Origin of the sequence: Denitratisoma sp. DHT3 (assembly GCF_007833355.1) — a bacterium.
Taxonomy (GTDB): Bacteria; Pseudomonadota; Gammaproteobacteria; order Burkholderiales; family Rhodocyclaceae; genus Denitratisoma.
Window position 1 is genome coordinate 2694127 of the sequence record NZ_CP020914.1, and the last position, 23867, is coordinate 2717993.

18 protein-coding genes are annotated in these 23867 nt (G+C 64.3%); 8 read left to right on the top strand and 10 right to left on the bottom strand.

Features of this window, described 5'->3' with window-relative positions; all coding sequences use genetic code 11:
* Positions 1 to 2: 2 nt before the first annotated feature.
* The 4 genes from B9N43_RS12425 to B9N43_RS12440 form a co-directional block, all read right to left on the bottom strand.
* Positions 3 to 1586, bottom strand: coding sequence for a hypothetical protein (locus B9N43_RS12425; protein ID WP_145842492.1), 1584 nt, complete (start codon positions 1584 to 1586; stop codon positions 3 to 5).
* Between the two features lie 7 nt (positions 1587 to 1593).
* On the bottom strand, positions 1594 to 2031 hold the full coding sequence (locus B9N43_RS12430) for an HIT family protein (protein ID WP_145842493.1): 438 nt from the start codon (positions 2029 to 2031) through the stop codon (positions 1594 to 1596).
* A gap of 239 nt (positions 2032 to 2270) precedes the next feature.
* A complete protein-coding gene (locus tag B9N43_RS12435; RefSeq protein ID WP_145842494.1) occupies positions 2271 to 5360 on the bottom strand; it encodes an efflux RND transporter permease subunit in 3090 nt (1029 codons plus the stop codon).
* Between the two features lie 111 nt (positions 5361 to 5471).
* Positions 5472 to 6539: an efflux RND transporter periplasmic adaptor subunit gene (locus B9N43_RS12440; RefSeq protein ID WP_145842495.1), complete on the bottom strand. Its 1068-nt coding sequence runs from the start codon at positions 6537 to 6539 to the stop codon at positions 5472 to 5474.
* 293 nt (positions 6540 to 6832) lie between these two features.
* On the opposite strand from B9N43_RS12440, the gene B9N43_RS12445 reads away from it, so the two are divergent.
* The 4 genes from B9N43_RS12445 (at position 6833) to B9N43_RS12460 (ending at position 11335) form a co-directional block, all read left to right on the top strand.
* On the top strand, positions 6833 to 8056 hold the full coding sequence (locus tag B9N43_RS12445; RefSeq protein ID WP_222428725.1) for a TolC family protein: 1224 nt from the start codon (positions 6833 to 6835) through the stop codon (positions 8054 to 8056).
* On the top strand, positions 8053 to 9237 hold the full coding sequence (locus B9N43_RS12450; RefSeq protein ID WP_145842497.1) for an efflux RND transporter periplasmic adaptor subunit: 1185 nt from the start codon (positions 8053 to 8055) through the stop codon (positions 9235 to 9237). The genes B9N43_RS12445 and B9N43_RS12450 overlap by 4 nt, the downstream gene beginning before the upstream one ends.
* A 4-nt stretch (positions 9238 to 9241) precedes the next feature.
* Positions 9242 to 9952, top strand: a complete 711-nt coding sequence (locus B9N43_RS12455) for an ABC transporter ATP-binding protein (RefSeq protein ID WP_145842498.1) — start codon at positions 9242 to 9244, stop codon at positions 9950 to 9952.
* 162 nt (positions 9953 to 10114) lie between these two features.
* On the top strand, positions 10115 to 11335 hold the full coding sequence (locus B9N43_RS12460) for an ABC transporter permease (protein ID WP_145842499.1): 1221 nt from the start codon (positions 10115 to 10117) through the stop codon (positions 11333 to 11335).
* A gap of 147 nt (positions 11336 to 11482) precedes the next feature.
* On the opposite strand, the gene B9N43_RS12465 is transcribed toward B9N43_RS12460, so the two are convergent.
* On the bottom strand, positions 11483 to 12955 hold the full coding sequence (locus B9N43_RS12465) for an AMP-binding protein (RefSeq protein WP_145842500.1): 1473 nt from the start codon (positions 12953 to 12955) through the stop codon (positions 11483 to 11485).
* Between the two features lie 467 nt (positions 12956 to 13422).
* Here B9N43_RS12465 and B9N43_RS12470 point away from each other — a divergent pair, with 467 nt between their 5' ends.
* The gene (locus B9N43_RS12470) at positions 13423 to 14511 is read left to right on the top strand and encodes an AraC family transcriptional regulator (protein WP_145842501.1); all 1089 of its coding nucleotides are present in this window, start codon (positions 13423 to 13425) and stop codon (positions 14509 to 14511) included.
* 442 nt (positions 14512 to 14953) lie between these two features.
* The gene (locus B9N43_RS12475; protein WP_145842502.1) at positions 14954 to 16210 is read left to right on the top strand and encodes a CaiB/BaiF CoA transferase family protein; all 1257 of its coding nucleotides are present in this window, start codon (positions 14954 to 14956) and stop codon (positions 16208 to 16210) included.
* A 50-nt stretch (positions 16211 to 16260) separates the two neighbouring features.
* On the opposite strand, the gene B9N43_RS12480 is transcribed toward B9N43_RS12475, so the two are convergent.
* Together B9N43_RS12480 and B9N43_RS12485 are read right to left on the bottom strand one after the other, a co-directional pair.
* Positions 16261 to 17697 carry a spinster family MFS transporter gene (locus B9N43_RS12480; RefSeq protein WP_186453807.1) on the bottom strand — a complete coding sequence of 479 codons (1437 nt, stop codon included), beginning with the start codon at positions 17695 to 17697 and terminating at the stop codon, positions 16261 to 16263.
* A gap of 96 nt (positions 17698 to 17793) precedes the next feature.
* Positions 17794 to 20064 (bottom strand): TonB-dependent receptor, encoded by a 2271-nt coding sequence (locus tag B9N43_RS12485; RefSeq protein ID WP_186453808.1) that lies wholly within the window; start codon positions 20062 to 20064, stop codon positions 17794 to 17796.
* Positions 20065 to 20312: 248 nt separating this feature from the next.
* Between B9N43_RS12485 and B9N43_RS12490 the strand changes: the two genes are divergently transcribed.
* Positions 20313 to 20516: a hypothetical protein gene (locus B9N43_RS12490; RefSeq protein ID WP_145842505.1), complete on the top strand. Its 204-nt coding sequence runs from the start codon at positions 20313 to 20315 to the stop codon at positions 20514 to 20516.
* Positions 20517 to 20833: 317 nt separating this feature from the next.
* Positions 20834 to 21655 carry an FTR1 family protein gene (locus B9N43_RS12495; protein WP_145842506.1) on the top strand — a complete coding sequence of 274 codons (822 nt, stop codon included), beginning with the start codon at positions 20834 to 20836 and terminating at the stop codon, positions 21653 to 21655.
* A 68-nt stretch (positions 21656 to 21723) separates the two neighbouring features.
* On the opposite strand, the gene zapD is transcribed toward B9N43_RS12495, so the two are convergent.
* The 3 genes from zapD to B9N43_RS12510 are packed head-to-tail and all read right to left on the bottom strand — an operon-like array spanning position 21724 to position 23862.
* Positions 21724 to 22479, bottom strand: a complete 756-nt coding sequence (gene zapD / locus B9N43_RS12500; protein WP_145842507.1) for a cell division protein ZapD — start codon at positions 22477 to 22479, stop codon at positions 21724 to 21726.
* Between the two features lie 55 nt (positions 22480 to 22534).
* Entirely contained in the window at positions 22535 to 23182 is a 648-nt protein-coding gene (gene coaE, locus B9N43_RS12505) for a dephospho-CoA kinase (protein WP_145842508.1), read from the bottom strand.
* Positions 23179 to 23862, bottom strand: coding sequence for an SPOR domain-containing protein (locus tag B9N43_RS12510; RefSeq protein ID WP_145842509.1), 684 nt, complete (start codon positions 23860 to 23862; stop codon positions 23179 to 23181). Before B9N43_RS12510 ends, coaE begins: the two co-directional genes overlap by 4 nt.
* Positions 23863 to 23867 lie beyond the last annotated feature (5 nt).

Consider the following 23867-nt stretch of genomic DNA (forward strand, 5'->3'; position numbering starts at 1 on the left):
GGCTATTCGCAGACCGCCCATGCGTGGTCCTCGCCGCGGCCCAGGAGGCGGCCCAGCCGGCAGGGGCGGGTGGCGGCGCACCCGCGCGATTCCGCCAATTCCACGGTTTCGCCCAGGCGGAAACCGCCGACGGGCAGGAGCAGGCTGGCCGGCTGTTCCGCCGTCGCCGGCAGCGCAATGGCGGGACGCCAGGGTTCTCCGGGCGCGGTGCGCAGCGTCAGCGGCGTTCCCGGCGCGGGGAGCAGGCGCAGGCTGAGGTGCAGGCCGTCGCCGGTTTCCAGCAGCCAGCGCACCCGAGCCAGGGCGAGGCCCGGCGTGCCCGGCCTCGCCACGGCGCACAGGGCGCCGCTGCCGATGCGCGCCCCCGGCGTTGCCGCCGGCCGCAGCAGATGCAGGTCGCCAGTGCCGGCTTGCAGCAGCCGCCAGTCGTCCTCGATCTCGAATTCCGGCGGCGGCGCGTGCCGCGCCGCAGTGGTCGCAGTGGTCTTGACCCGGCCGAAAGTGGCGATTTCCTCCCGTTCCCGGCGCAATTGCTCCATGGTCCTGGCCGGCTCTTGCCGCGGCGTCTCGCGGCCGGACAGGTGGTAATGGATCGCGGCCAGGCCGGAAACCACGCGGCAGGGACCGCCATCCGGGTCCGGCAGGCGCGGCAGGCCACCCTTGCACCAGCGCGGATAGAGCTGGGCCAGCAACTGCCCGCAGGCGGGCTGCGGACAGTCGTCGCCCAGTTGCAGTTCGGCGGGCGTGGCGCCCTGCTCCAGCCGGGCCAGGCGCTGCTTGAGGCTCTTGCGCAACTCCGCGGTGTCCAGGTAGCGGGTGTCGTCGCCCTTGCCGGGGAGTGCCGTCGCCGGCTGCTCGCCCTCCAGGGCCACGCACAGGGGGCGGGCCTCGATCCGGGCCGGTGGTGCCGTCAGCAGGCGCAGCTTGCCGCCCCAGCGTTGCGCCCAGCGCAGCATCCAGGACAACTGCCGCGGGGCAAGCTCGTGGGGGCCGGCGGCCTGGATCAGCAGGGCCGCGCCGTAGGTGGCCAGCACGGTGGTGGGCCGGCGATGGCCCGGCACCGGGACTTCGGCGTCGGCCAGTTGCCGCTGCTCGGCAAGCGCGAGCAGACGATGCAGCATGCGCCAGTGGGCGGCCGGTGGTTGCCGCCGGGCTTGCGCCAGACGCCGCTGCCGCTCCAGCAAGACCGCCAGGGCGCGCTGGATGGCGGTGGCCAGTGGCGGCGACTGTCCGCCGCCGCAGCTCTCGACGCAGCGCAGACAGCCGTCGAGCAGGGCCTGCTGCAGATCGAGTAGCGCCGCCAGGGCGGCCTCTTCGGCCGTACCCAGCGGCAGGGGTTTGCCGGCGAAGCGCGGGATCAGGGCCTGCCGCAGCGGATCCGCCGCCGCGTTCAGGTCGTCGAGCAGGGAAAGCCGCTCGCCCGGCGCCAGCGGGACGCGGTTCAGGCGGCGGAGCTGCTCCGTCAACTGCGCCAGGGCCGGTATCGGCGTGGCCGCAGGCAAGGCCGCCAGCCACGCGCGGCAACCGGCCGCGTCGGTGAATGCGGGAGGCGTGTCGGTGCCGAGGGGAGGCAGGTCGAAATTCATGCGGGGCTCATCCTCCACCCTGGATTTCCGCCAGGGCTCGTTCCAGGGCCGCGCGCAAGGCGTCGCTGGCGGGGACCGAGCGCCGGACGTGCGCGGGGCGGCGGGGGCTGGCCCAGATGGGGGCCGGGAAGTGGCTGTCGTCGGTCCAGCGCGGAATCACGTGCCAGTGCAGATGGGGTACCGCATTGCCCAGGCTGGCCAGATTGATCTTGTCCGGGAGCAGCAGGCCGCGCAGCGCCAGTTCCACGGCCAGCACCACGTTCAGCAGGTGACGCTGTTCGCCTGGCGACAGGTCGCTCATTTCCCGCACGTGGGCGTGCCAGACCACGCGGCAGAACCCGGGAAACGCCTCGCCCTCGGCGCCTTCGACGCGGATCACCCGGCACAGGGCGTCCTGCCAGAGCAACTCGCCTCCCGGATTGAGGCACAGATCGCAGTTGGACATACCGGTCATTCCTTCGGTCATGGCTGGAGTTTCGGTTTCAGTCTAGGAAAACGCTGAACAAGTCACACCGGTGCGGCTTGAACTTCGACAGTACGAACGGACTTGATCAGCGTTAGCGTAAAAAACAAGCTTTTCCCGGCGCCAGCCGCAACCTATCGGTGCAACCACGAAGCGCCCCCAAACATCCGAGCGCAGCGAGCCATATCGCCCCCCCGCCGGGGGGCGATCAATCAAATCAATCAGCCCTCTGCCGTCGGCTTGAAACTGACGCGCTGCGCCAGGCGGTCGAGGTAGAAATAGATCACCGGCGTCAGGTAGAGGGTGAGGAACTGGGACACCACCAGCCCGCCCACCACCGCCAGGCCCAGCGGCCGCCGAACCTCGGCGCCGGCGCCGAGGCCGATGGCGATGGGCAGGGTGCCGGCCAGGGCCGCCATGGTGGTCATCATGATCGGCCGGAAACGGATCAGGCAGGCCTGGAAGATCGCTTCCCGCGCCGCCACCCCCTCGTTGCGCTGCTTTTCCAGGGCGAAGTCGATCATCATGATGGCGTTCTTCTTGACGATGCCCACCAGCATGATCACGCCGACGAAGGCGTAGAGGGAAAGATCGGTGCGGAACAGCAGCAGGGTGAGCAGCGCGCCCAGGCCCGCCGCGGGCAGGCCGGAGAGAATCGTCAGCGGATGGATGAAGCTCTCGTAGAGGATGCCCAGCACGATATACACCACCAGCACGGCGATCAGCAGCAGCACGCCCAGCCCCTGCATCGACGCGGCGAAGGCCTGCGCCGTGCCCTGCAGGCTGGTGGTCAGCGACACCGGCAGGCGCAGTTCCCGCTCCAGGGTCTTGATGCGGTCCACCGCCTCGCCCAGCGAGACGCCGGGCAGCAGATTGAAGGAGATGGTCACCGACGGCAACTGGCCCTGATGGTTCACCGTCAGCGCCTGGGTCTTGCGGCTGACCCGGACCACGGTGTCGAGCGGCACCAGCTGGCCGTTGTCGGCGCGGACGTGGAGCTTGGAGAGCGCCGCCGGGTCGACCTGGAATTGGGGAGCCACTTCCAGGATCACCTGATACTGGTTGGTGGCGCCGTAGATGGTGGAGACCTGGCGGGCGCTGTAGGCGCTTTGCAGGGCGTCTTCCACCTGGCCGAAGGACAGGCCCAGGGCGGCGATCTTGTCCCGGTCCACGTCCAGCGCCAGGGTCGGGCTCTGGTTCTTCAGGTTGCTGTTGACGTCGACGAAGCCCGGCAGCTGGCGGATCTTCGCCAGCAGGGTGTCGTTCCACTGATAGAGCTCGTCGAGGTCGGTGTCCTGCAGAGTGTATTGGTACTGGGCCGAGGTGAGCTGGCCGCCGATGTTGATCGTCGGCGGATTCTGCAGGAACACCTTGATGCCGTGGATCTGCGCCAGCTCCGGCCGCAGTTGCTGGATCACCTGGTCGGGGGTGGCGCTGCGCTCTTCCGTGGGCTTGAGCACGATGTACATGCTGCCGGTGTTGACCGTGGGGCGGGGACCGCTGGCGCCCAGCGCCGACATCACGCGGGCCACGTTGGGGTTGGCGCGCACCGTTTCGGCCACCACCTGCTGCCGTTCGGCCATCGCGGCGAAGGAGACATCCTGCGGACCTTCGGTGAAAGCGATGATGTAGCCCACGTCGCCGCCGGGCAGGAAGTCCTTCGGCACCAGGACGAACAGCCCGGCGGTGGCGACCAGGGTGGCGAGGAAGCTGGCCATCACCAGGCGCGGCCGATCCATCGTCCACGCCAGGCTGCTGCGGTAGGCCTCCAGCAGGGCGTCGAAAAAGCGCTCGAAGGCGCGGAAGACGGCGCCGTGCCGCTGCGACTGGGCGTCGTGGCGCAGATAGCGGCTGCACAGCATCGGCGTCAGGGTCAGCGATACCAGTCCGGAGACCAGGATCGCCGCGCAGATGGTGACGGCGAATTCATGCAGCAGGCGTCCGACGATGCCACCCATGAACAGCACCGGGATGAACACCGCCACCAGCGAGAGGGTCATCGACAGGATCGTGAACCCGATTTCGCGCGAACCCCGCAGCGCGGCCTGGAGCGGCGGCTCGCCAGCCTCCATGTGGCGCACGATGTTTTCCAGCATCACGATCGCGTCGTCCACGACGAAGCCCACCGACAGGGTCAGCGCCAACAGCGACAGATTGTCCAGGCTGTAGTCCATCAGGTGCATCACGGCGAAGGTGCCGACCACCGAGATCGGCAGGGCGACCGCGGGAATCAGCGTCGCCGAGAGGTTGCGCAGGAACAGCAGGATTACCAGGATCACCAGGAAGCCGGCCAGGAGCAGGGTGAACTGCACGTCGAGGATCGAATGGCGGATGGTGACGCTGCGGTCGTAATGCACCTGCAGCTCCACCGAGGCCGGCAGCTTTTCCTTGAATACGGGGAGGATCCGCTTGATCGCATCCACCGTTTCCACCGTGTTGGCGCCGGGCTGGCGTTGCACGGCGAGGATCATGGCCTTCTTGCCGTTGAACCAGGCGCCGCCCTTGAGGTTTTCCACGCTGTCGATCACCGTGGCCACCTCCTCCAGCCGCACCGGGGCGCCGTTGCGCCAAGCGACGACCAACGGACGGTAGGCGGCGGCCTCTTCCAACTGGCCGTTGGCCTTGATCGCCAGGGACTGGTGGGCGCTGTCGAGCACGCCGGTGGGCTGGTTGACGTTGCCGGCCTTCACGGCCTGCGCCACTTCGTCGATGCCGATGCCGCGCGAGGCCAGTTGGTCAGGATTGGCCTGGATGCGCACGGCGAACTTGCTGGCACCGAACACCAGCACCTGGGCGACACCGGGAATGGTGGACAGGCGTTGCGCCAGTTGGGTCTCGGCATATTCGTCGACCACCGACAGGGGCAGGGTGTCCGAGGACATGGCGATGAAGATGATCGGCGAGTCCGCCGGGTTGACCTTGCGGAAGGACGGCGGCGTCGGCATGTCGGCGGGCAGTCTGCGCGCGGCCGAGGCGATGGCCGACTGCACGTCCTGGGCGGCGGCGTCGATGTCGCGCTCCAGGTTGAATTGCAGTGTGATCGAGGTCAGCCCCTGGGCGCTGACCGAGTTCATCGACGCCAGCCCGGCGATGGTGGAGAGTTGTGCCTCCAGGGGCGTGGCGACGGCCGCGGCCATGGTTTCGGGAGAGGCGCCGGGCAGGTTGGCGGAGACCGAGATGGTGGGGAAGTCGACGCTGGGCAGCTCGGAGACCGGCAGCGCGCGATAGGCGAAGAAACCGAAGGCGAGGATGGCCGCCATCAGCAGCGTGGTCATCACCGGCCGGCGGATGGAAAGTTCGGGCAGCTGCATGGTCAACGTGACATCACGAATTCGAATTGAAACGGCAGGTCAAATGATCGGGCGTGGCGAGCAAACCGCGTACTTCATGCTCCAGGGTGAAAAAACGGTTGCCATGAGCGGCTACGATCCGCTCTTGCCGTCGGCCTTGATCTGCACCACGGCGCCGGGCACCAGGCGCAACTGGCCTTCGCTGACCACGGTCTCGCCCACGGCGACGCCCTTGGTGATCGCGATCCGCTCCTGGTCCGCCGCCGCCACCTCCACCGGCCGCAACTCCACGCTGTGATCGGTCTTGACCACGTACACGTAGCTGCCCGCCGGCCCCTGCTGCAGCGTCTGGGTGGGCAGGGTCACGACGTTCTTCAGGGTGTCGAGCACCAGCGCCACCTGGACGAACTGTCCCGGCAGCAGGGTTTCCCGCTCATTGGCCAAGGCGGCCTTGAGCTGGATGGTGCCGGTGGCGCGGTCCACCCCGTTGTCGAGGAAATGCACCCTTCCTTCGCGCACCTCGCCGTCCGGCGCGGTGATGGCGGCCTTGAGGGTGCCCGCCTGGAAGGCGGCGCGCAGCGCGGGCAGATGCTTTTCGGCGACTGTGAAGGCGACGTTCAGCGGCCGTACCCGGTTGACCACCGCCAGGGCGGTGTCGTTGGCCTTCACCGCGGCGCCGGGGAACACCAGGCGGGCGCCGACGATGCCGTCGAAGGGCGCCCTGACCGTGGTGTAGTCCTGCTGCAGGCGCGCCAGTTCGGCCGCCGCGGCCGCAGCTTCGGCTGTCGCGCGGACATCGGCCAGTTTTTCCGCGGAGACGAAACCCCGCTCCTTCAGATCCTCGTAGCGCCGCGCATCCAGCCGGGCCTTGTGCGCCAGGGCCTCGGCCTGGCGGAAGCGCGCGGCGTAGTCGGCGGGATCGAGACGCACCAGCGCGTCGCCCTTTTTCACATGCTGACCTTCTGTGAACGGCACCGCCAGCACCTGGCCTTCCACGCGGGAACGCAGCGTCACGGTTTCCTGGGCCTCGGTGCGGCCGGTCAGTTGCAGGATCACGGGCATGTCGGCGGTCTTCGCCGTCACCGCCACCACCGGTACCGTCTGCGGCGCCGGCGCCGGCTTCGAGGCCGGCCGGCCGATGAGCCAGGCCGCGCCGGCGGCAAGCAGGATGAGGACGATCAGGAGGAGATTCTTCTTCATGGGCGAGCACGGTGGAACAACGGACGGGAAGCCTGCCGATTCTACGCTTCGGGCCTGCCGCGGGCATCGTGGCGATTACCGACCGTAACAATCCCCGCCGCCGGCCCGCGGCGGACAGTCATGCCCGCAGGTTAAACTCGTACCCCATGTCTGCACGAATCCCGATGACCTGGGCCATCCTTTGTCTGGCCTTTCCCGCCTGGGCGGGGGGCGGCTTCGATCCCCTCGCAACCGGCGACGGGTTGGGGACCGCTCCCTTTGCCGCTTGCTCCCCCGCGCCACGGAATGGGGCCTTGACCCTGGCCGCGGCGATCGACGGCGCCCTCTGCGCCAATCCCCAGACCCGCCTGGCCTGGGCCAACGCCCGGGCCCAGGCGGCCCAGGTCGGTGTGGCGCAGGCCGCGTATTTGCCCAGTCTTTCCGCCACGGCCGGCACGGGACGAGCCCGGCTTGCGGACGTCGATCGCGATCAGCGCAGCGTGGCGGCCAGCCTCTCCTGGCTGGTCTTCGATTTCGGCGGCCGTGCCGCCACGCTGGAGAATGCGCGCCAGTTGCTGGCCGCCGCCAATGCCACGCAGGATGCCACCGTGCAGTCCCTGCTGCTGGCGACGACCCAGGCCTACTATCAGGCCCAGGCGCTGGAGGCCGCGCTGGCCGCCGCCGTGGCCTCGGAGCGGGCCGCCGAGACCAGTTTCCGCGCCGCCGAGGCCCGCTATCGGGCCGGCAGCGCCGCGCCCGCCGATCGGCTGCAGGCGCGCACGGCCTGGTCCCAGGCCCAGCTCAACCGGATTGCCGCGGATGGCAGCCTGAAGACGGCCCAGGGCGCGCTGAACGCGCTGATCGGCCGCGATGCCCAGCGTCCCCTGGCTTTGGCGACCCTGACCCAGGGCGAGCCGGCGGCAAACTTCGAACAGAATGTCGATGCCCTGGTCGACACGGCCCGACGCCGGCGCCCCGATTTCCAGGCGGCGCTGGCCCAGGCCCAGGCCGCCCGCGCCAGCGTCGATGCGGCGCGCGCCGCCCATCTGCCGAGCCTGAGCCTGGGAATGACGGCCAGTGACGCGCATACCGCCGGGCTGGGCGACACCCGCAGCGGCAGCGTCGGCCTGACGCTGAACGTGCCGCTGTTCACCGGCTTCGCCACGCACTACCGGGTACGGGCCGCCGAGGCCCAGGTCGAGGCCCGGGCGGCCACTGCGGAAAGCCTGCGCCTGCAGGTGGCGCAGGATGTCTGGAACGCCTACCAGGCGCTCACCACCGCAACCCAGACCACCCGCAGCAGCGCCGATCTGCTGGCCAGCGCCGAGGCCGCCGACCAGGTGGCGCGGGGTCGCTACGAGGCCGGGGTGGGCAGCCTGCTGGACCTGCTCAACGCCCAGAGTGCCCTGGCTTCCGCCCGCCAGCAACGGGTGCAGGCCCTGTTCAACTGGAACGTGGCCCGGGTGGCGTTGGCCCAGGCCATGGGCGCGCTCGACGTGGGACTGATCGAAACCTTGCAGGAAGGCAAGACGCCATGAAATCCAAATTCGCCTGGCGCTGGCCGGCTCTCGTCCTCGTCATCGTCGCGGCCGGGCTTTACGCCGCTTTCGGCCTGCGCGGCGGCGACGACCTGGCGCAGCGCTACAAGCAGCAGTCGCTGGTGCGGGGCAGCCTGACCCAGAGCGTTTCCGCCAACGGCACCCTCAATCCGGTGATCCTGGTCAGCGTCGGCACCCAGGTGTCCGGCACGGTGAAAAAACTTCACGTGGACTACAACGCCCGGGTGCAAAAGGACCAGGTGCTGGCGGAACTGGACGACGTGCTGTTCGCCGCCCAGGTGGGCCAGGACCAGGCCAATCTGAAATCGGCCCAGGCCAGCCTGGACCTGGCCAGCGTCAATGAAAAGCGGGCCCAGTCCCTGTTTGCCCAGGAGTACATTTCGCGCCAGGAACTGGATCAGGCGATCCAGGCCAAAAAGACGGCGGCGGCCCAGGTGGAGCAGGGCATGGCGGCACTGAAGCGCAGCCGCGCCAACCTGGGCTATTCGGTGATCCGCTCCCCGGTTTCCGGCGTGGTGGTGGACCGCAGCATCGACGTGGGCCAGACCGTGGCCGCCAGTTTCCAGACGCCGACCCTGTTCAAGATCGCCCAGGACCTGTCCAAGATGCAGATCGATTCGGCCTTCGCCGAAGCCGACATCGGCCAGATCCGCGAAGGCCAGAAGGTGCACTTCAACGTCGACGCCTTTCCCAACCGCGCCTTCCACGGGGTGGTGCGGCTGATCCGCCTGAATCCGACCACGGTGCAGAACGTGGTGACCTACGACGTGGTGATCGCCGTCGACAATCCGGACCAGGTGCTGCTGCCGGGCATGACGGCGTATGTGAACATCGGCGTGGCCCACCGCGAGGACGCGTTGCTGGTATCCAATGCGGCGCTGCGCTTCAAGCCCGCCGAAGCGCCCCAGGAAGCCGCCGGCAAGCCCGGCGCCAAGCCGGAACCGGGCAAGAAGAAGCGCGATGCGGCCAGCGGCACGGTCTGGGTGTTGCGCGGCGGCCAGATCAAGCCCGTGAGCCTGACCATCGGCATCAGCGACGGCCGCAACACCGAGGTGCTGGCGGGAGAGCTGAAAGCCGGCGACCAGGTCATCGTCGCCGAGAACGGCCAAGCCAAGGGCAAGAGCGGCGGGCCCCAGGGGCCGCAGTTCCGCCCATTCTGACACGATGAACCGGCAGACCGTCATCGAGGTGCGGAACCTGGCCAAGGCCTACCAGACGCCGGCCGGTGCCTTCCCGGCGCTGAAGGGCGTGGATCTCGTGATCGAGTCCGGTGAATTCGTCGCCGTGATGGGGCCCTCCGGTTCGGGCAAATCCACCTTCATGAACCTGCTGGGTTGCCTGGATCGGCCCAGCGCCGGCGAATACCGGCTCGACGGGCGCGCCGTGTCGACCATGGACAAGGACGAGCTGGCGCAAGTGCGCGGACGCCAGATCGGCTTCGTTTTCCAGGGGTTCAACCTGCTGCCGCGCATCAGCCTGGAGGACAACGTCGCCCTGCCCCTGGTCTATGCCAACATCGATCGCGAGACGCGCCGCGCCCGGGCGCGCGAGATGCTGGACAGGGTAGGGCTCGGCGCCTACGCCAAGTCCATGCCCAACCGCATCTCCGGCGGTCAGCAGCAGCGTGTCGCGATCGCCCGCGCCCTGGTGAACCGGCCGCGCCTGATCCTGGCCGACGAACCGACCGGCAATCTGGACAGCCAGACCTCCGAGGAGATCATGGCCCTGTTCGAGGCGCTGAACCGCGAGGGCATCACCGTGGTGCTGGTCACCCATGAACCCGACATCGCCCGCCACGCCCGACGCCTGGTGCGCTTCCGCGACGGCCTGATCGTGCACGACGGCGGCCACGACCATGAGGGAGAACCCGCATGAGCGAAGCTGCCCTCCAATCAGTTGCCCGCAGGGCACAAACCAGTCGCCTCCCCCGCTTGGCGGGGGAGGCCGGGAGGGGGTGTCTTTCGAGGGCGCCCCGCGCCCATGGCATGCCAGGCCGTATTTGTCGTCAGATGTTCCTAGTTGCGGGGTGTACCTGAAATGATCACCACCCTACTAGGCCAAGCCTGGCATGCCATGGGCGCCAACAAGATGCGCACCTTCCTCACCATGCTGGGCATGGTGATCGGCGTCTCAGCCGTGGTGCTGATGACGGCGATCGGCCAGGGCGCTCAATTGGCGGTGAAGGAGTCGATCAACTCGATGGGCGCCAACCTGTTCATCGTCCTCTCCGGCTCCACCACCTCCGGCGGCGTGCGCATGGGCGGTGGCGCCGCGCCCACGCTGACCGTGGCCGACGCCGACGCGATCGCCGAACTGCCCGGCGTGCGGGCGGTGGCGCCGATCCATCCGGGCACCGCGCAGGTGGTCTATGGCAGCAACAACTGGAGCACTTCGGTGTATGGCGTCACGCCGGGCTATCTGGACGTGCGCAACTGGAATCTGGCGGCGGGCACGCCTTTCGCCGATTCCGACCTGCGCTCGGCCACCCGCGTGGCGCTGCTGGGCCAAACGGTGGCCCAGAGCCTGTTCGGCGACGAGGATCCGGTCGGCAAGTCGCTGCGCATCCGCAACAGTCCTTTCGTCGTGCTCGGCGTGCTGTCCGCCAAGGGCCAGAGCCTGGACGGCCGGGACCAGGACGACACGATCCTGATCCCCCTGACGACGGCCCAGCGCAAGGTCTATGGCACCCAGTTCCAGGGCTCGGTGCGGCTGATCAACGTCCAGGCCGCCTCCGCCGAATCGATGGACAGCGTGGAGCAGGGCATGACGGCCCTGCTCCACCAGCGTCACCGCATCCGCGAAGGCCAGGACGCCGATTTCTTTGTCCGCAATCTGACCGCCCTGGCCGACTCGGCGGCGGAGACCACCCGCGTGATGTCCCTGCTGCTGGGCGCCATCGCCTCCGTGTCGCTGCTGGTGGGGGGCATCGGCATCATGAACATCATGCTGGTGTCGGTGACGGAGCGCACCCGCGAGATCGGCATCCGCATGGCGATCGGCGCCCGGGAACGCGACATCCTGATGCAGTTCCTGCTGGAGGCGATCATCATCTCGGTGGTGGGTTGCCTGATCGGCCTGGCGCTGGGCGTGGGCGGCGCCCTGCTGGTGAACATGCTCGCCAAGACCGCGGTGGTGATTTCCGGCAGTTCGGTGCTGATCGCCTTCGGCGTCGCCGCCGCGGTGGGCATCTTCTTCGGCTTCTATCCGGCCAGGAAGGCCGCCCGGCTCGACCCGATCGAGGCCCTGCGCTACCAGTAACTCCCGGCACCGCATTTGTCGATCCATGCGAACGATCGCTCGACTACCCGACACCGGGGCATGACGGCAGGCCCGCTCCACACGGTCTGATCTCTTCAAGCGCTGCCTTGTCGATGTCGTTGAGATGTCTTTTTCCCATGCCCCGGCCTACGACATGCGATTGATGGCGAGCAGTCTCTTGGACACCCGCTCTGCCCGCAGCTCTGAGCGGCACACTTTTCCGGCTTCATTGAAGAGGGGTATCTGGACAAACTCAAAGCTATGGGGAACCTTGTATCGGATCAACAGATGTTCCAGGTGTTGCCGCAGCGCCTCCTCCGTGACTGGCTTTGAGTTTTCCACGATTGCGTGAATCTTTTGCCCCATGTCGTCGTCAGGGAGGCCGACGACGACACTGGCCTTGACTGCCGGATGGGAATTCAGCGCTGCTTCAATTTCGGCGGGGAAGATGTTGCGGCCGCCACATAGAATCATGTCGGTCCTGCGGTCGGCAATATAGAGATAGCCCTCGGAATCGAGATGCCCCATGTCGCCGACGGACTCCCATCCGTCTTCCGTCATCCGGCGTTCCGCGCCGCGATAGATGAATGTGGATGCTGTTCCTGCCGCAGGCATCATGTAGATTTCGCCGATGGTGCCGACAGGAACGTCCTTCCTGTGCTCGTCGAGAATCCGGATCTTGCAGCCATCCATGGCCTTGCCGACAGAACCGGGGTGCTGCAGCCATTCCGTGCCCGTGATGAAAGTTCTGCCGATGCGTTCGCTGGGGCCATATCCTTCGAACATGCGCTCTGGACCCAACCACTCGATCCAGGCCCGGAACAACCATTGAGGACAAGGCGCCCCGCCGCTGGCGACAAACTTAAGGGACGAGACGTCGTAGCCGAGGCGTACCTTTTCGGGCAGGCGCCAGATTCTGTTCAGCATCGTGGGCACGAAGAACACCCGGTCGATACGATGTTTCTCAATCAGATGCAGGCACTGTTCCGGATCGAAGCGACGCATCACGACGGCACATCCGCCGGAAAAGACGCCGCCCCACGCAGTACTGTATCCCCCCGCATGGTAAAGGGGGCCGGGAACCAGAATGGCTCTTTCCGGCGTGAATAGCTGCGGCGGGTTCTGCTGGTCATAAAGCGCTGGGTTTGCCGGAATGATGAGTTTCGGCCGCCCGGTACTGCCGCCGGACGTCATCGCCCGCTCATGGGGCGAAATCTTTTCCGGCAGCGGATCGTCAGAACAGGATTCGTCCGGTTCGTAGTCGGCCGGCAGCGTCTTGTAGCCAGGCAAGGTGGGCACGCCGACGATCAAGCTCGGCTTGGCCTCGGCCAATATCGCCACGAACTCGGTTGTGGGCAGTTCCGTCGATAGTGGGTTGGGGATGGCGCCCAACTTCCATATGGCGACGCAGGCGTAAAAATATTCCGCATCGTTGGGCAGGCAAACGGTTACGACATCCCCCTCCGCAACCCCCTGGGCGGCGTAAGCCCGGGCCAGGCGATTCGATCGTTTCTCCAGGGCTTCGCAGGTAATGGATTCGTCATCGCAGACAATGGCCGTTCGCTGCGGAGTCTCCTCCGCAAATTTCCGGATAAGCCGGACATAAGGAATTTTGGACATGGACAACTCTCCATCGCTTATTCGGTTATTCACTGCTCGGAACGGCCCCCATTCAAGGCGCAAGTTGTGGTGACGCCGAAATGATAGAGAGCGGTGTCGTGGATGGGGCTTGCGCCTGAATGCCTAAATAACAAAATTCGGGTCAATTTAGGCATTTGGGCCGCAGTGCCTGTTCATCAGCCGTGATTGGATGTCATGTTTCGCATCCATGGGGTCGCCGGAACACGAAAAGCGACGCCGACATCCCTTGCGACTCCGGGGTGACTGGACGTTGGGCGATCTTCCCTGGCCGATGGAGAATTGGCCGGATAACACTTTCACAATTTCATGGCGGCCACTTACAATCGCCGCATTAAACCAATAAAGTCGATTTACGCTTATTCCGAGGCACTGGGAAATGAGGCGTGCAGTCGTCTGAGCAGTCACTGCGCGAAGAGATGGGTTCGCGATGACAGGAGGAGTCACTCATGTATGACGGCATTTCGTTAGCGTCGGCGCTCCCCTTCAAGGAGATGAAGAGACGTGGTCCAGTGGACGAACAAAGTACGGCAAATGCGGACGCCGACATGGCGGGCGGGCAATTGGGCGGCAACAGAATCGCTTTCTACCTTGCCCGAATGCGCGCCCGCGGATTCGACAGCCGGGAGGTCCTTTGCGGCACTGGACTGACGGAGGAGCAGATTCAGGGATTCTTCCTGGGCTCCTCCGCGGTTTACCGTCAAATCATCAGCAACATGATCCGGTTGACGGGTAACGATTTCATCGGGGTTGCGTTGGGATCGGAATTCAAGATCAGCGATTTCGGCGTTCTGGGTTACGCGGCCCTGAGCAGTTCGACCCTGCGCCAGTCAAGGGGAGTCCTGGCCCAGTATTGCCTGCTCAACCAACATATCATTCGACCGGTCTCCACGATCACCGAGAAGCTTTGGCGCGTAGAGATTTCCGAAATCCATCCCCTGGATGACTTGATCTCCTTTGCGGTGGAGGAATATGTCAGCAGAGCGATGGAGCTGGCATTTCATTTGACGAACCGGCATTTCCCCGTGCTGGAAATGCGCGTTACCTATGATGCTCCGCGCGATCTTTCCGTTTATCGGGAACGATTCGATTGCCCCGTTTATTTCAATCAGAAAAAGAATGTGATCCAGTTCGACCCGGATCACATCGACGATCCCATCAGTCTGGCCAATCCCGAAGTCTTCAAGATATGCGAGCAACAGTGCCGGTTGATATCCAGCAGAATATCCAAGCGCGATTCGCTGGAGAGAAAGGTGCGGGATATGTTGATCAACAGGCCGGGAAACTTTCCGCCGGTGGACGACATGGCGGATCTGCTGGGGGTGAAACCCAGAACCCTGCGCCGCCAGTTGCAGGCAGAGGGGATCAGCTATCAACAAATCCTCGATGACACTCGCCGTGATCTGGCATTGCAGTACCTTGAATACACTGCCTTGACGCCCAAGGAAATCGGTTTCCTTCTCGGCTATAACGACGTGAGCAATTTCCGTCGAGCTTTCCGGAGCTGGACCGGAAGCAAGCTGTCCGACTACCGGTAAAGCCGCTGGACGGATGCTTTGCGGGGGCTATCGATCATGAGTGGAATGAACGAGCAGCCGGCCTTCAGCCATTCAGTATCCGTTCAATTATCCAAACACCCATAGCGCTGCGCGACCTGACCGGTAACCTGGTCAACATCGCATGTGATCGCTAGGCGTTCATCCGGATCTTCATCAGATTCAAGGTCTCATCTGCCGTGGTCTGATTGCGTTCAGGCGCTCCACGCCATGATCCGTTCTGACCGGATGTGACCTGAGCAAGATACTCATCGAGCCTTTCCTGGCGGGGCCGGATTTGACCCGTTTTGGCAGCTCATGCCTTGCGATTTCCAGTGCAAACGATTTTCGAAAATTTAGAATCGATCGTCGGTAGCGCGAAATTCTTGATCGCCTTGGTTTTCTCGCAGATGGGCGTATTCGGACCGGGAGGCTGGGTAAGACCATGAAGCTGGGTGACGTCGGTAACGAAGAAGCAATGGGCTTTGGTAAGCCGCTTGCCGGAGTACGCGTGCTCGCTCTGGAGCAGATGCAGTCCCTGCCCTGGGCAACGCAGTTGCTGGCCCGCTTGGGGGCGGAGGTGGTGAAAGTCGAACAACCGGGAAAAGGAGAGCCGGGCCGCCTGGCCCAACCCGGTGTACTGGACCCTCAAGGGCGCCCTCTTGGCGCAACATTTCTGCGCAACAATCTTAACAAGCGCAGCATCTGCATCGACTTCAAGCACGAGGATGGACGTGCCTTGCTGAAGCGGATGCTTGCCCGCTACGACGTCTTCTGCGAGAACTTCAAACCCGGAACACTGGCCGCGCTGGGATTGGATTACCCGAACCTGTCGGCAGACAACCCACATCTGATTTATTTTTCGCTTTCCGGTTTCGGTCAGACACGGGCGTCACCCTACAAGAATTGGCCCGCCTATGCGGCCGTCGCCGAAGCGATGTCGGGTGTTTACGAACATGCGCGCCTGCCGAATCGGCCCCCGATTCCCAATCCGGTCGCCGGTCTGGGCGATACCGGTGCGGGCATGTTTGGTGTGATCGGCGTGCTGGCCGCCCTGCGGCACCGGGATCGGATCGGCCGAGGCCAGCATGTCGATATCGCCATGTTCGATGCGATGCTGGCCATGGCGGATTACGGAATGAATGTCTGGTCCCTCGGGCTGCGGCGCAATCCCGACGAGGAGCTCATCCAGCCTGGCATTCATCATACCTTCCGCGCCCAGGATGGCTGGTTCATGCTGCAGGTGGTGCGAGAACACCAGTTTGCGTCCTTGGCACATCTGATCGGATGCGAATCCTGGCTGACGGATGAGCGATTGAGTACCCGGCTCGGCTGGGGGCGGCACATCGAATCGCTGATCCGTCCAAGTATCGAGGGATGGGCCGCGACCCGGACGCGCATGGACGTCTGCCAGTTGATGGCGGTCAAGGGTGTGCCCGCCGGGCCATGCCTGTTCCATGGGGAACTCGTGGAGGATCCCCATGTGCGCGCCCATGACGCACTGGTCGAAATCCCTCGCCCGAATGGCGATGGACCACCGGTGCTGGTGGCCGGCAATCCGATCAAGATGTCTGCCGTCAGCGAAGGGCCGGAATCCCGCATGCCCTGGGTGGGGGAGCATACGGTGGAAATTCTGAATACCGAGCTGGGGCTCGACGACAATGAACTCGCCCGCCTTCATCGCAACGGTGTCATTGGCTGAGCCATGAACGCGGCCGCCGGCCGACCTGGCCGGGCAAGGTGTGCCGGCGCTTAGCTTTTCGCCATGGCGTTGTCGCAAGCGGAATTCGTCCGCGTCCGCGCATCATCATCCGATGCATGGGCGGTTTCTTCCACGGTCCTGGCTTCGAGCAGGGCACGGCGATAGGGTTTCAGGCAGGAGGCCAGGAGCAGTGCCCCCCCCACGCAGGAAGTCCCGGCCACCAATGCCAAGGAGAAATGAATGGCATTGTCGTCGTGAAAGACGAAATCGTTCAGCGCGGCAATCGAAGATGCGCCAACCGCCAGGCCGATGATGTTGCCGAAGAAGATCTGCAAGGCGGACACCTGGGCGCGCATCTGATTGGGCGTCACCAATTGCATCGCGGAGCCGGTGCTGCCGTAATAGCTGCATTTGAGAAAAATCGTTGGTATCAACATCGCCAGCGCCAACGGCGCCGAGGGCATCAGCGGACCCAGTACGCTCGGCACGACCATCACCAGAGCGGAAATCATCACGAAACGGATGTGGATGTCGGGATATTTGTGCTGAAGCTTCTCGGCAAAGCGGGCGCCGGAGTAAGTCCCCAGCGTGCCAACGATCAAATACGTCAGTCCGAAATATATGCCGGACTCACCGATCGACATGCCGAAAGTTCGGATCAGAAAAGTTGGGTACCAGGCCATCAGCCCAAAGGAGAAAATGCCGAGAAACCCGGTGGCAATCGGGAAAACGAGATAGAGACGCCAGCGAGCCAGCAGGAAACTCAAGGTTTCCCGCATCTTGAGCTTTTGTCTTTGGCCCGAAGCGTCGTGCAGCGCGCCGCGCCGCGCCGGCTCCGAGATATATGCCATCAGCAGAGCGATCAGTAGGCCGGGTAAGCCGACGACGATGAAGACTACCTGCCAGGATTTCATGGCACCCAGCAGGGGCAGTTCGATGACGGATATTTTGGAAACCGCTTCCATCAGCAGGCCGCCCGCCAAGTAGGCCAGTCCGCTGCCCAGGCTGATGCCGAGGCTGTAGATGGCGACTGCCCGGGCCAGGCGCTGCTTCGAGAAATAGTCGCTCAGCAGCGAATAGGCCGCTGGCGACAGTGCGGCTTCTCCAACGCCGACGCCCACCCGCATCAGGAATAATGCGCCATAAGAGCGGGCTAGTCCGCAGCCAGCGGTCATCAGGCTCCACAGCGCGATGCCGCTGGAAATGATCGTTCGTCTGCTGTAGGCGTCCGCCAGGCGTGCAATTGGGAGGGCCATGACGGAGTAGAGCAACGCGAAGGCCGTACCTTGCAGCAGGCTCATCTGGAAGTCGGTGATCGCCAAGTCGCGCCGGATGGGTACGACCATGAGGCTCAGTATCTGGCGGTCGATGAAGGAAAAAATATAGGCGAGCAGTAAGACTGCGAGTACATAGTTAGGATACCAACTGCGTTCGCTCAGAGGTTTCTTGGGCATCGAGCAATCCTTGTTTTCGGGAAGCAGAGGCATCCAAGGTGGCGCCTGCGTTGTCCTTCCTGTGGGCCGCATGATGCGGCCAGCCGGCCTCATCGTGATTCAATGAGGCCGGCGACTGGCTTGCGCCTCTTAAAAATCCAGTGTCACATCGGCGCCGTATGTTCTCGGCATGCCGAGTGTACCCGAACGGAAGGTGTTGAAATCGACCAAGCCGTCGACATACCGCTTGTTGGTCAGATTCATGCCCCAGAGCGCGAATTGCAGTGAGGCATTGTTGCTGACCTTGACCCCCGATAGGGTGATGCGCGCATCGAACAGACCACGGGCGTCCAGCTTGGAATTGGGCGCGGCGCCGGTTGTCTTGATGGCGATGGCCTCCGCTTCCGAAACATAGTTGTAATTGAGGTGCAGCGCCAGCTTGCCGATGCTGAATCTGGGGAAGGTGTAGTCCATCGACAGATTGGCTGTGTTCCGGGGGGCATTGTTCATGCGAGCGCGATCCGCAACATCGCCGATGAGCGGTCCCATGTCGAACTTCTGGTAGGAATAGTTGAGGAAGGACAGTCCTAATCCAACTTGCAAACCTTCCATGACGAGCGCCTTGGCCTCCAGTTCGGCGCCGTTGATCTTCGACTTGCCTGCGTTCAGAACTGCGGAAGTGGTCCCGGTGAAGGAGTTGACCTGCTGGTCATTGTAATAGCTGCGGAACAGGGCCAGATTCAGGTCCAGGCGATTCTCCAGCCAGCGCGACTTCATGCCGATCTCATGGGTCTTGAGCTCCTCCGGCTTGAACGGTACCGAGGCAGAGGCGATCGTCGCCGCCGTGCCGTCGTAACCGCCGCTGCGGAAACCCTCCGAATACTTGTAATAGACATTCAGCTTGTCCGTGATCCGGTAGCTGGGCGAGAACATCATCGAGGTATTGCTGAATTCAATTCGAGGGAGTACCAGGTTCGGCGGTGGATCGACGAGCGCATAAACGCCGGTGCTGTTGGTGTAGTTCATGATGTAGCGCGACATCTGCTTGGTTTCGTTGGTGTGTCGCGCGCCCAAGCTGAGTGTGAGCTTCGGCATCGCTATGGGGGTGTAGTCGATCTGACCGAAGATCGCCGAGTTGCTGTTGTTCAGGTGGGCCGTCGTGTTCCGGGTTGTGGTTCCGTTGGTGAACTGCTGGGCACGGATGCTGTTCTGCTTCTCTTTGGAGTAATACCCGCCAATGACGTACTTCAGTCCTTGATACGTGCCTAGCAATTGCAGCTCTTCTGTCGACTGGGTGAAATCGCCATAGCGCTGGGAGTCGAACTGCGCAGTGTTGCTGCCGTCCAGGTCCTGCGCATCGGATGTCGTCAATTTTCGATAGCCGGTAATGGACTTGAGGGTGAGGTTCTCGTTCAGGGTCCAGGTCAACGTAAGCGCATGGGTAGCATTGTCGGTCTTGAAGAACGGAACCTGGTTGGCAGTACCAAAGGCAGGTGGCTGGCCTGGAGGAATATATTTTTCAAAACCGACGGGCAAGGAGCTTGGACGCACGACGTCGATGATCTGCATCAAACGCTGGCGATCGTTGGCCTTGAATTGGGTGTAGTCATAGGCGACCTGGATACTGCTTCTCGGCTGCCAGTCCACACCCAGGTGCACACCGTTGCGATCAGTATTGCCGAATCCGGAGAAGTTGGCCGTCGGCTTCGAGACCGTGGTGTAGCTGACCGGCACGTTGGGGGTGATGGTGCCGGATTTCCGCTCGAACAGGCTCAACCGCGCCTTCACCGTGCCGAAGCCCACATTCGCCTGGCCGAATGTGGGCAAGTCGATGCTGGCATTGGTGGTACGAAGATCGTAATTGCCGAAACCAACCTTTACAGATCCACCCAGTTCTCCGCTGGGTCGTTTGCTGATGACGTTGATCGCCCCGCCAATGGTGTTCCGGCCATATAGCGTGCCCTGTGGTCCGCGCAAGACTTCGATGCGCTCGACATCCCCCAGATCGAACAGCGAACCGGCCGAAATACCTGAGTAAACGCCATCTGTATAAATCCCGACGGCGTTTTCATAGCCAGGGTTGGCTGGATCGTTGTTGCTTACGCCGCGAATCGCCAGCGTGATGGTCCCCGTCGTGCCTTGCTTGATGTGCAGATTGGGAATTTCCTTGGCGAACGAGTTGGTATCCGTCACGTTCTGGGCTTCGAGCGCCTTGCTGCTCAAGGCGGTAATCGAAATGGGGACGTCCAGCAGGTTTTCGGCGCGCTTTTGCGCCGTGACGACGACTTCCTCCAGTTCCTGGGATTTCGCGGCAGGGCTGTCGGATGCGCTGAAAGCGTGCGTGCTGAATACCCCGGACATGGCGCCGCTGATCAGCGCTGCCATCTGTTTAATGCGGTTGTGTCGATACATGACTCTCATCTCTTTCCTCCTGATAGGTGATGAATAAGCGTCGCATCTTGTGGCTCCCGGCATGGCTAATCCCCGGCATTTCTTGTTCTATTCAGGGATTTTTCGCAAGCATGCGGGAAGTGCCGCTCAATTTGAACTGAGGAGATAGGTCATATTCGGACAGGATGGGTCAGCTCGGCAAAGCCGGGGGTGGGGAGCGCCAGGGTAGTCACTATGATGACAATGTCGTTGTTGTCCGAAATGCCCGTTGACGATCATTGAGCCTGAAAACCTCAGTTACGCGTGAGCCAGCCGATCTGAAATCAGGCTGGCGGACGACGGCTCAGCGCAAGGTCCATGGCACCCAGTTCCAGAATTCGGTGCGGCTGATCAACGTCCAGGCCGCCCGGCTCGATCCGATCGGGGCCCTGCGCCACCAGCAGCGGCGGCAAAATTTTATTTTGAATTCTTTTCGAGAATAGTTATCATTAGCCGGCGTGCGAGAGACATTGGAAACCATTGCTGGCGTTCATGTTTCATGCCATTCGCAACCCCATTTTCGAACCGTCCGAGGTGCGCATCCCGGCCGGGCAGAAGGTCGAGCGGGTGTGCTCATGGCCAGGACGCGACACCGGAAGAATTCGAAAACCACGAATTGAATCGCGGGAAGGATATGCTCGCCGGCACCAAGGCGGCCCTGTATCGGATGCGCTGAGCGCGTGGTGCGGGGCACACCCCTTCATCGGCGATTTTCATGACAAAACGGCGCGTGGCGCCCTCATTGCGGAGTGAATTGGAAATGCTTGGTTCGGCAATCATCGTTTTTCGCGAGACGCTCGAGGCGGCCTTGGTGATCGGCATCATCGCCGCCGCGACCCGCGGCCTGGCGACGCGGGCCCGCTGGCTGTCGCTGGGTATCGGCGCGGGACTGCTCGGCTCGCTGGCCGTGGCCGCATTGACGGAATGGATCGCCGGCCTGGCCGAGGGCATCGGGCAGGAACTGCTCAATGCCCTCGTTCTCGGCGCGGCGGCGCTGATGCTGGCTTGGCACAACATCTGGATGGCCAGGCATGGCGCCCAGCTTTCCCGCGATGCGCGGCAACTGGGCAGCGACGTCAGCAGCGGCAGCCGCGAGATGTCGGCGCTGGCGGTGGTGGTCGCCCTGTGCATCCTGCGCGAGGGCGCCGAAACGGTGCTGTTCCTGTATGGCCTGCTGGCCGGCAGCGAAGGCGGATTGGCCAATGTCGTCGGCGGTGGCGCGCTGGGGCTTGCCGCCGGCGTCGGTGCCGGTTACGCCCTGTACGCGGGATTCCTGAAAATCCCGGCCCGCTGGTTCTTTGCCGCGACCAGCGGGCTGATCCTCGTGCTGGCCGCCGCCATGGCCAGCCAGATGGCGCGCTTCCTGGTCCAGGCCGATCTGCTGCCGAGCCTGGCCGCGCCGCTCTGGGACAGTTCCTGGCTGTTGTCCAACGGCTCCGTGCCGGGGCGCTTCCTGCATACCCTGATCGGCTATGAAGCATCGCCGCTCGGCATCCAGGTCGTGTTCTATGTCGCCACTTTGCTCCTGATCCTTAGCGGGATGCGCGCCGTCCGCGCACCCCGGCCCGCTCTTCCCGTCTGAAAGAAGACATCCAATCCATGTGACGATTGCGGCGTGCCGGCGATGCCGGTCCGCCCCCAGAGGGACTGCTACAGATTGCAGAAGGTCAGTTCGAAACTGACGTCCGTATCGACCTGCTTGGGCCGATGGTCCATGTGGGGAGGGAGAAAGCGGATGTTCAGCGCATATTTGCTGGCGCTGATTTCCGGTACGTAGGCGTCGCCGTACGCCAGGCGCAGGCGCACCATCAGGGCGACGCGGCCGGCCAGCATCAACTGGTAGGCGCCCCGCGCGGCGATCTGCTGCTCCGGCCGACCCGAGGAGCGCAGCAGGCGCAGGACGATGCCCAGCGCCTGGCGGATCGGCTGTATCGGACTGAGCCAGCCCGCCAGGTCGTGCTGGCGGACGGCGCTGTCGCGGTGCAGCCAGTAGTGATACGACGGCAGGTCGAATTCGCAGACCCCGCCGGGAATCGCAATGCGGTTCTTGATGGCCATCAGCCATTCGTTTTCCCGCAGATAGTGGCCGATCTTGCCCTGCATCGCCAGGAGGCCCGCGGAGGCCTGCTCGATCTCGTAGAGGGCGCCGGAGAGGGCGTCCTCTGAAATGTCCGGATTGTTGCGAAACGACAGGAGGATCTGGCGCTGCCGCTCCAGTTCCTGCATCAGATCGAATTTGAGGTCGGCGCGACCGGCGGCCTCCAGAATCTCGAACATGGTCGCCAGGGCCACATGATGGTCCTCGGGCGTCTGACCGGCGAGGAAATGCGCGTTTCTGTCGAATAGATCCTCCAGGCGCAAGAGGGTGCGGATGCGCTCATTGAGGGGATATTCGTAGGTGATCACGCGCCAGGGCCCTTGGGGGAATTCGCCCCGATTCTCCCCGATCCGAGCCTAAATCTCAACCCGAAAAGACGGCTTTTGTCGCCGCTTCAAGGTATTTGGCATGCAATACGGCGACTTGACGCCGCAGGCGCTCCAGATCGCCGTCGTTGACGATCACATCGTCGGCGATCGCCAGGCGCTGGGCGCGACTGGCTTGCACGGCCATGATGCGGCGCACTTCCTCGGCCGCCAGACCGTTGCGGGCGATGACCCGGCTCACCTGCAGGTCTTCCGGGCAATCCACCACCAATATCCGGCTCATGTGCTGACGGGCGCCGCCGGACTCCGCCAGCAGCGGCACGGCATGGATCACGTAAGGCGCGCCGTGCGCCATGGCGGCGCTCATGCGGGCCGCGCCCTCGGCCGCGATCAGGGGATGGAGGATGGCTTCCAGGCGCGCCCGGGCGGACGGGTCGGTGAAGGCCAACTGACGCATGGCGGTCCGATCCAGGGCGCCGGCGGGCGTCACCAGCGCGGGGCCGAAAGCCTCCCGGATCGACGCCATCGCGGCGCCGCCGGGTCCGGTCAGGTCGTGGGCCACGGCATCGGCGTCGACGATGGCGGCGCCCAGTTGGGCGAACATGTCGGCGGCGGCGCTCTTGCCGCTGCCGATGCCGCCGGTCAGACCGACGATGAAGGTATGGCGCATCGGGGCTTGGTTCATGGTGTCGCGCATTCCTCCAGCTTGGCGCCCGTCAGGGGCTTCAGCAGTTCGGCGAGCCTGGCCAGGCCCGCCTCCGGGCCCCGCGCCTCGATCCGGCTTTCCTGCGGCGAGGAAGGGTGGGTGACGATACGGGCCGATTTGACTCCCCGGTGCGCCAGGTCGGCCAGGTATTCGCGGGCGCCGGCTTCGCTGCGGAATGTGGCGAAGACCAGCGCATAGCGGCTTGGCGCCGGGTTGACGTAGCTCACTTCGCTCTTGATGCCCAGTGCCCGCACCTCCGCCAGCTTGGCCTCGGCCGCCGCCCGGCCGGGCAGGCCGTCGATGGCGATCTGGTACATCGGCGCCGTGTCGATGGGGAGGCGCTTGAAGTGGAGTTCAGGCAACCGGGCCTGCCATGCCGCACGCAGGCGCTCGCCGTCGGCGGCTTTCAGTCCCGTGACCAGGCGGCAGGCTTCGCGGCTCCCATTGGCCGTCACGGGAGCCACCGAGGGTATCGATGGCGCTTCCAGCGCCTTGAGTTCCGCGGCCGGCACCAGCCGCAGCTTCTCGGGGGCGACCTGGGCGGCGAGGCGCCGGGGTTCGCGGCCGTCGCCGGTGTCCCCCGGAGCGTTCCGGTTCCAGGCGTAGAACACCAGGTTGGCGAATACCGCCAACAGCACGGCCAGGCGCAGCAGGACCATCGCGG

Coding starts and splice junctions, on each gene's coding strand:
- coaE (WP_145842508.1), bottom strand. CDS start 23,182: ATGAACCAAGCCCCGATGCGCCATACCTTCATCGTCGGTCTGACCGGC.
- B9N43_RS12460 (WP_145842499.1), top strand. CDS start 10,115: ATGATCACCACCCTACTAGGCCAAGCCTGGCATGCCATGGGCGCCAAC.
- B9N43_RS12485 (WP_186453808.1), bottom strand. CDS start 20,064: ATGAGAGTCATGTATCGACACAACCGCATTAAACAGATGGCAGCGCTG.
- B9N43_RS12475 (WP_145842502.1), top strand. CDS start 14,954: ATGAAGCTGGGTGACGTCGGTAACGAAGAAGCAATGGGCTTTGGTAAG.
- B9N43_RS12470 (WP_145842501.1), top strand. CDS start 13,423: ATGTATGACGGCATTTCGTTAGCGTCGGCGCTCCCCTTCAAGGAGATG.
- B9N43_RS12425 (WP_145842492.1), bottom strand. CDS start 1,586: ATGAATTTCGACCTGCCTCCCCTCGGCACCGACACGCCTCCCGCATTC.
- B9N43_RS12480 (WP_186453807.1), bottom strand. CDS start 17,697: ATGCCTCTGCTTCCCGAAAACAAGGATTGCTCGATGCCCAAGAAACCT.
- B9N43_RS12465 (WP_145842500.1), bottom strand. CDS start 12,955: ATGTCCAAAATTCCTTATGTCCGGCTTATCCGGAAATTTGCGGAGGAG.
- B9N43_RS12430 (WP_145842493.1), bottom strand. CDS start 2,031: ATGTCCAACTGCGATCTGTGCCTCAATCCGGGAGGCGAGTTGCTCTGG.
- B9N43_RS12455 (WP_145842498.1), top strand. CDS start 9,242: ATGAACCGGCAGACCGTCATCGAGGTGCGGAACCTGGCCAAGGCCTAC.
- B9N43_RS12495 (WP_145842506.1), top strand. CDS start 20,834: ATGCTTGGTTCGGCAATCATCGTTTTTCGCGAGACGCTCGAGGCGGCC.
- B9N43_RS12450 (WP_145842497.1), top strand. CDS start 8,053: ATGAAATCCAAATTCGCCTGGCGCTGGCCGGCTCTCGTCCTCGTCATC.
- B9N43_RS12435 (WP_145842494.1), bottom strand. CDS start 5,360: ATGCAGCTGCCCGAACTTTCCATCCGCCGGCCGGTGATGACCACGCTG.
- B9N43_RS12440 (WP_145842495.1), bottom strand. CDS start 6,539: ATGAAGAAGAATCTCCTCCTGATCGTCCTCATCCTGCTTGCCGCCGGC.
- B9N43_RS12510 (WP_145842509.1), bottom strand. CDS start 23,862: ATGGTCCTGCTGCGCCTGGCCGTGCTGTTGGCGGTATTCGCCAACCTG.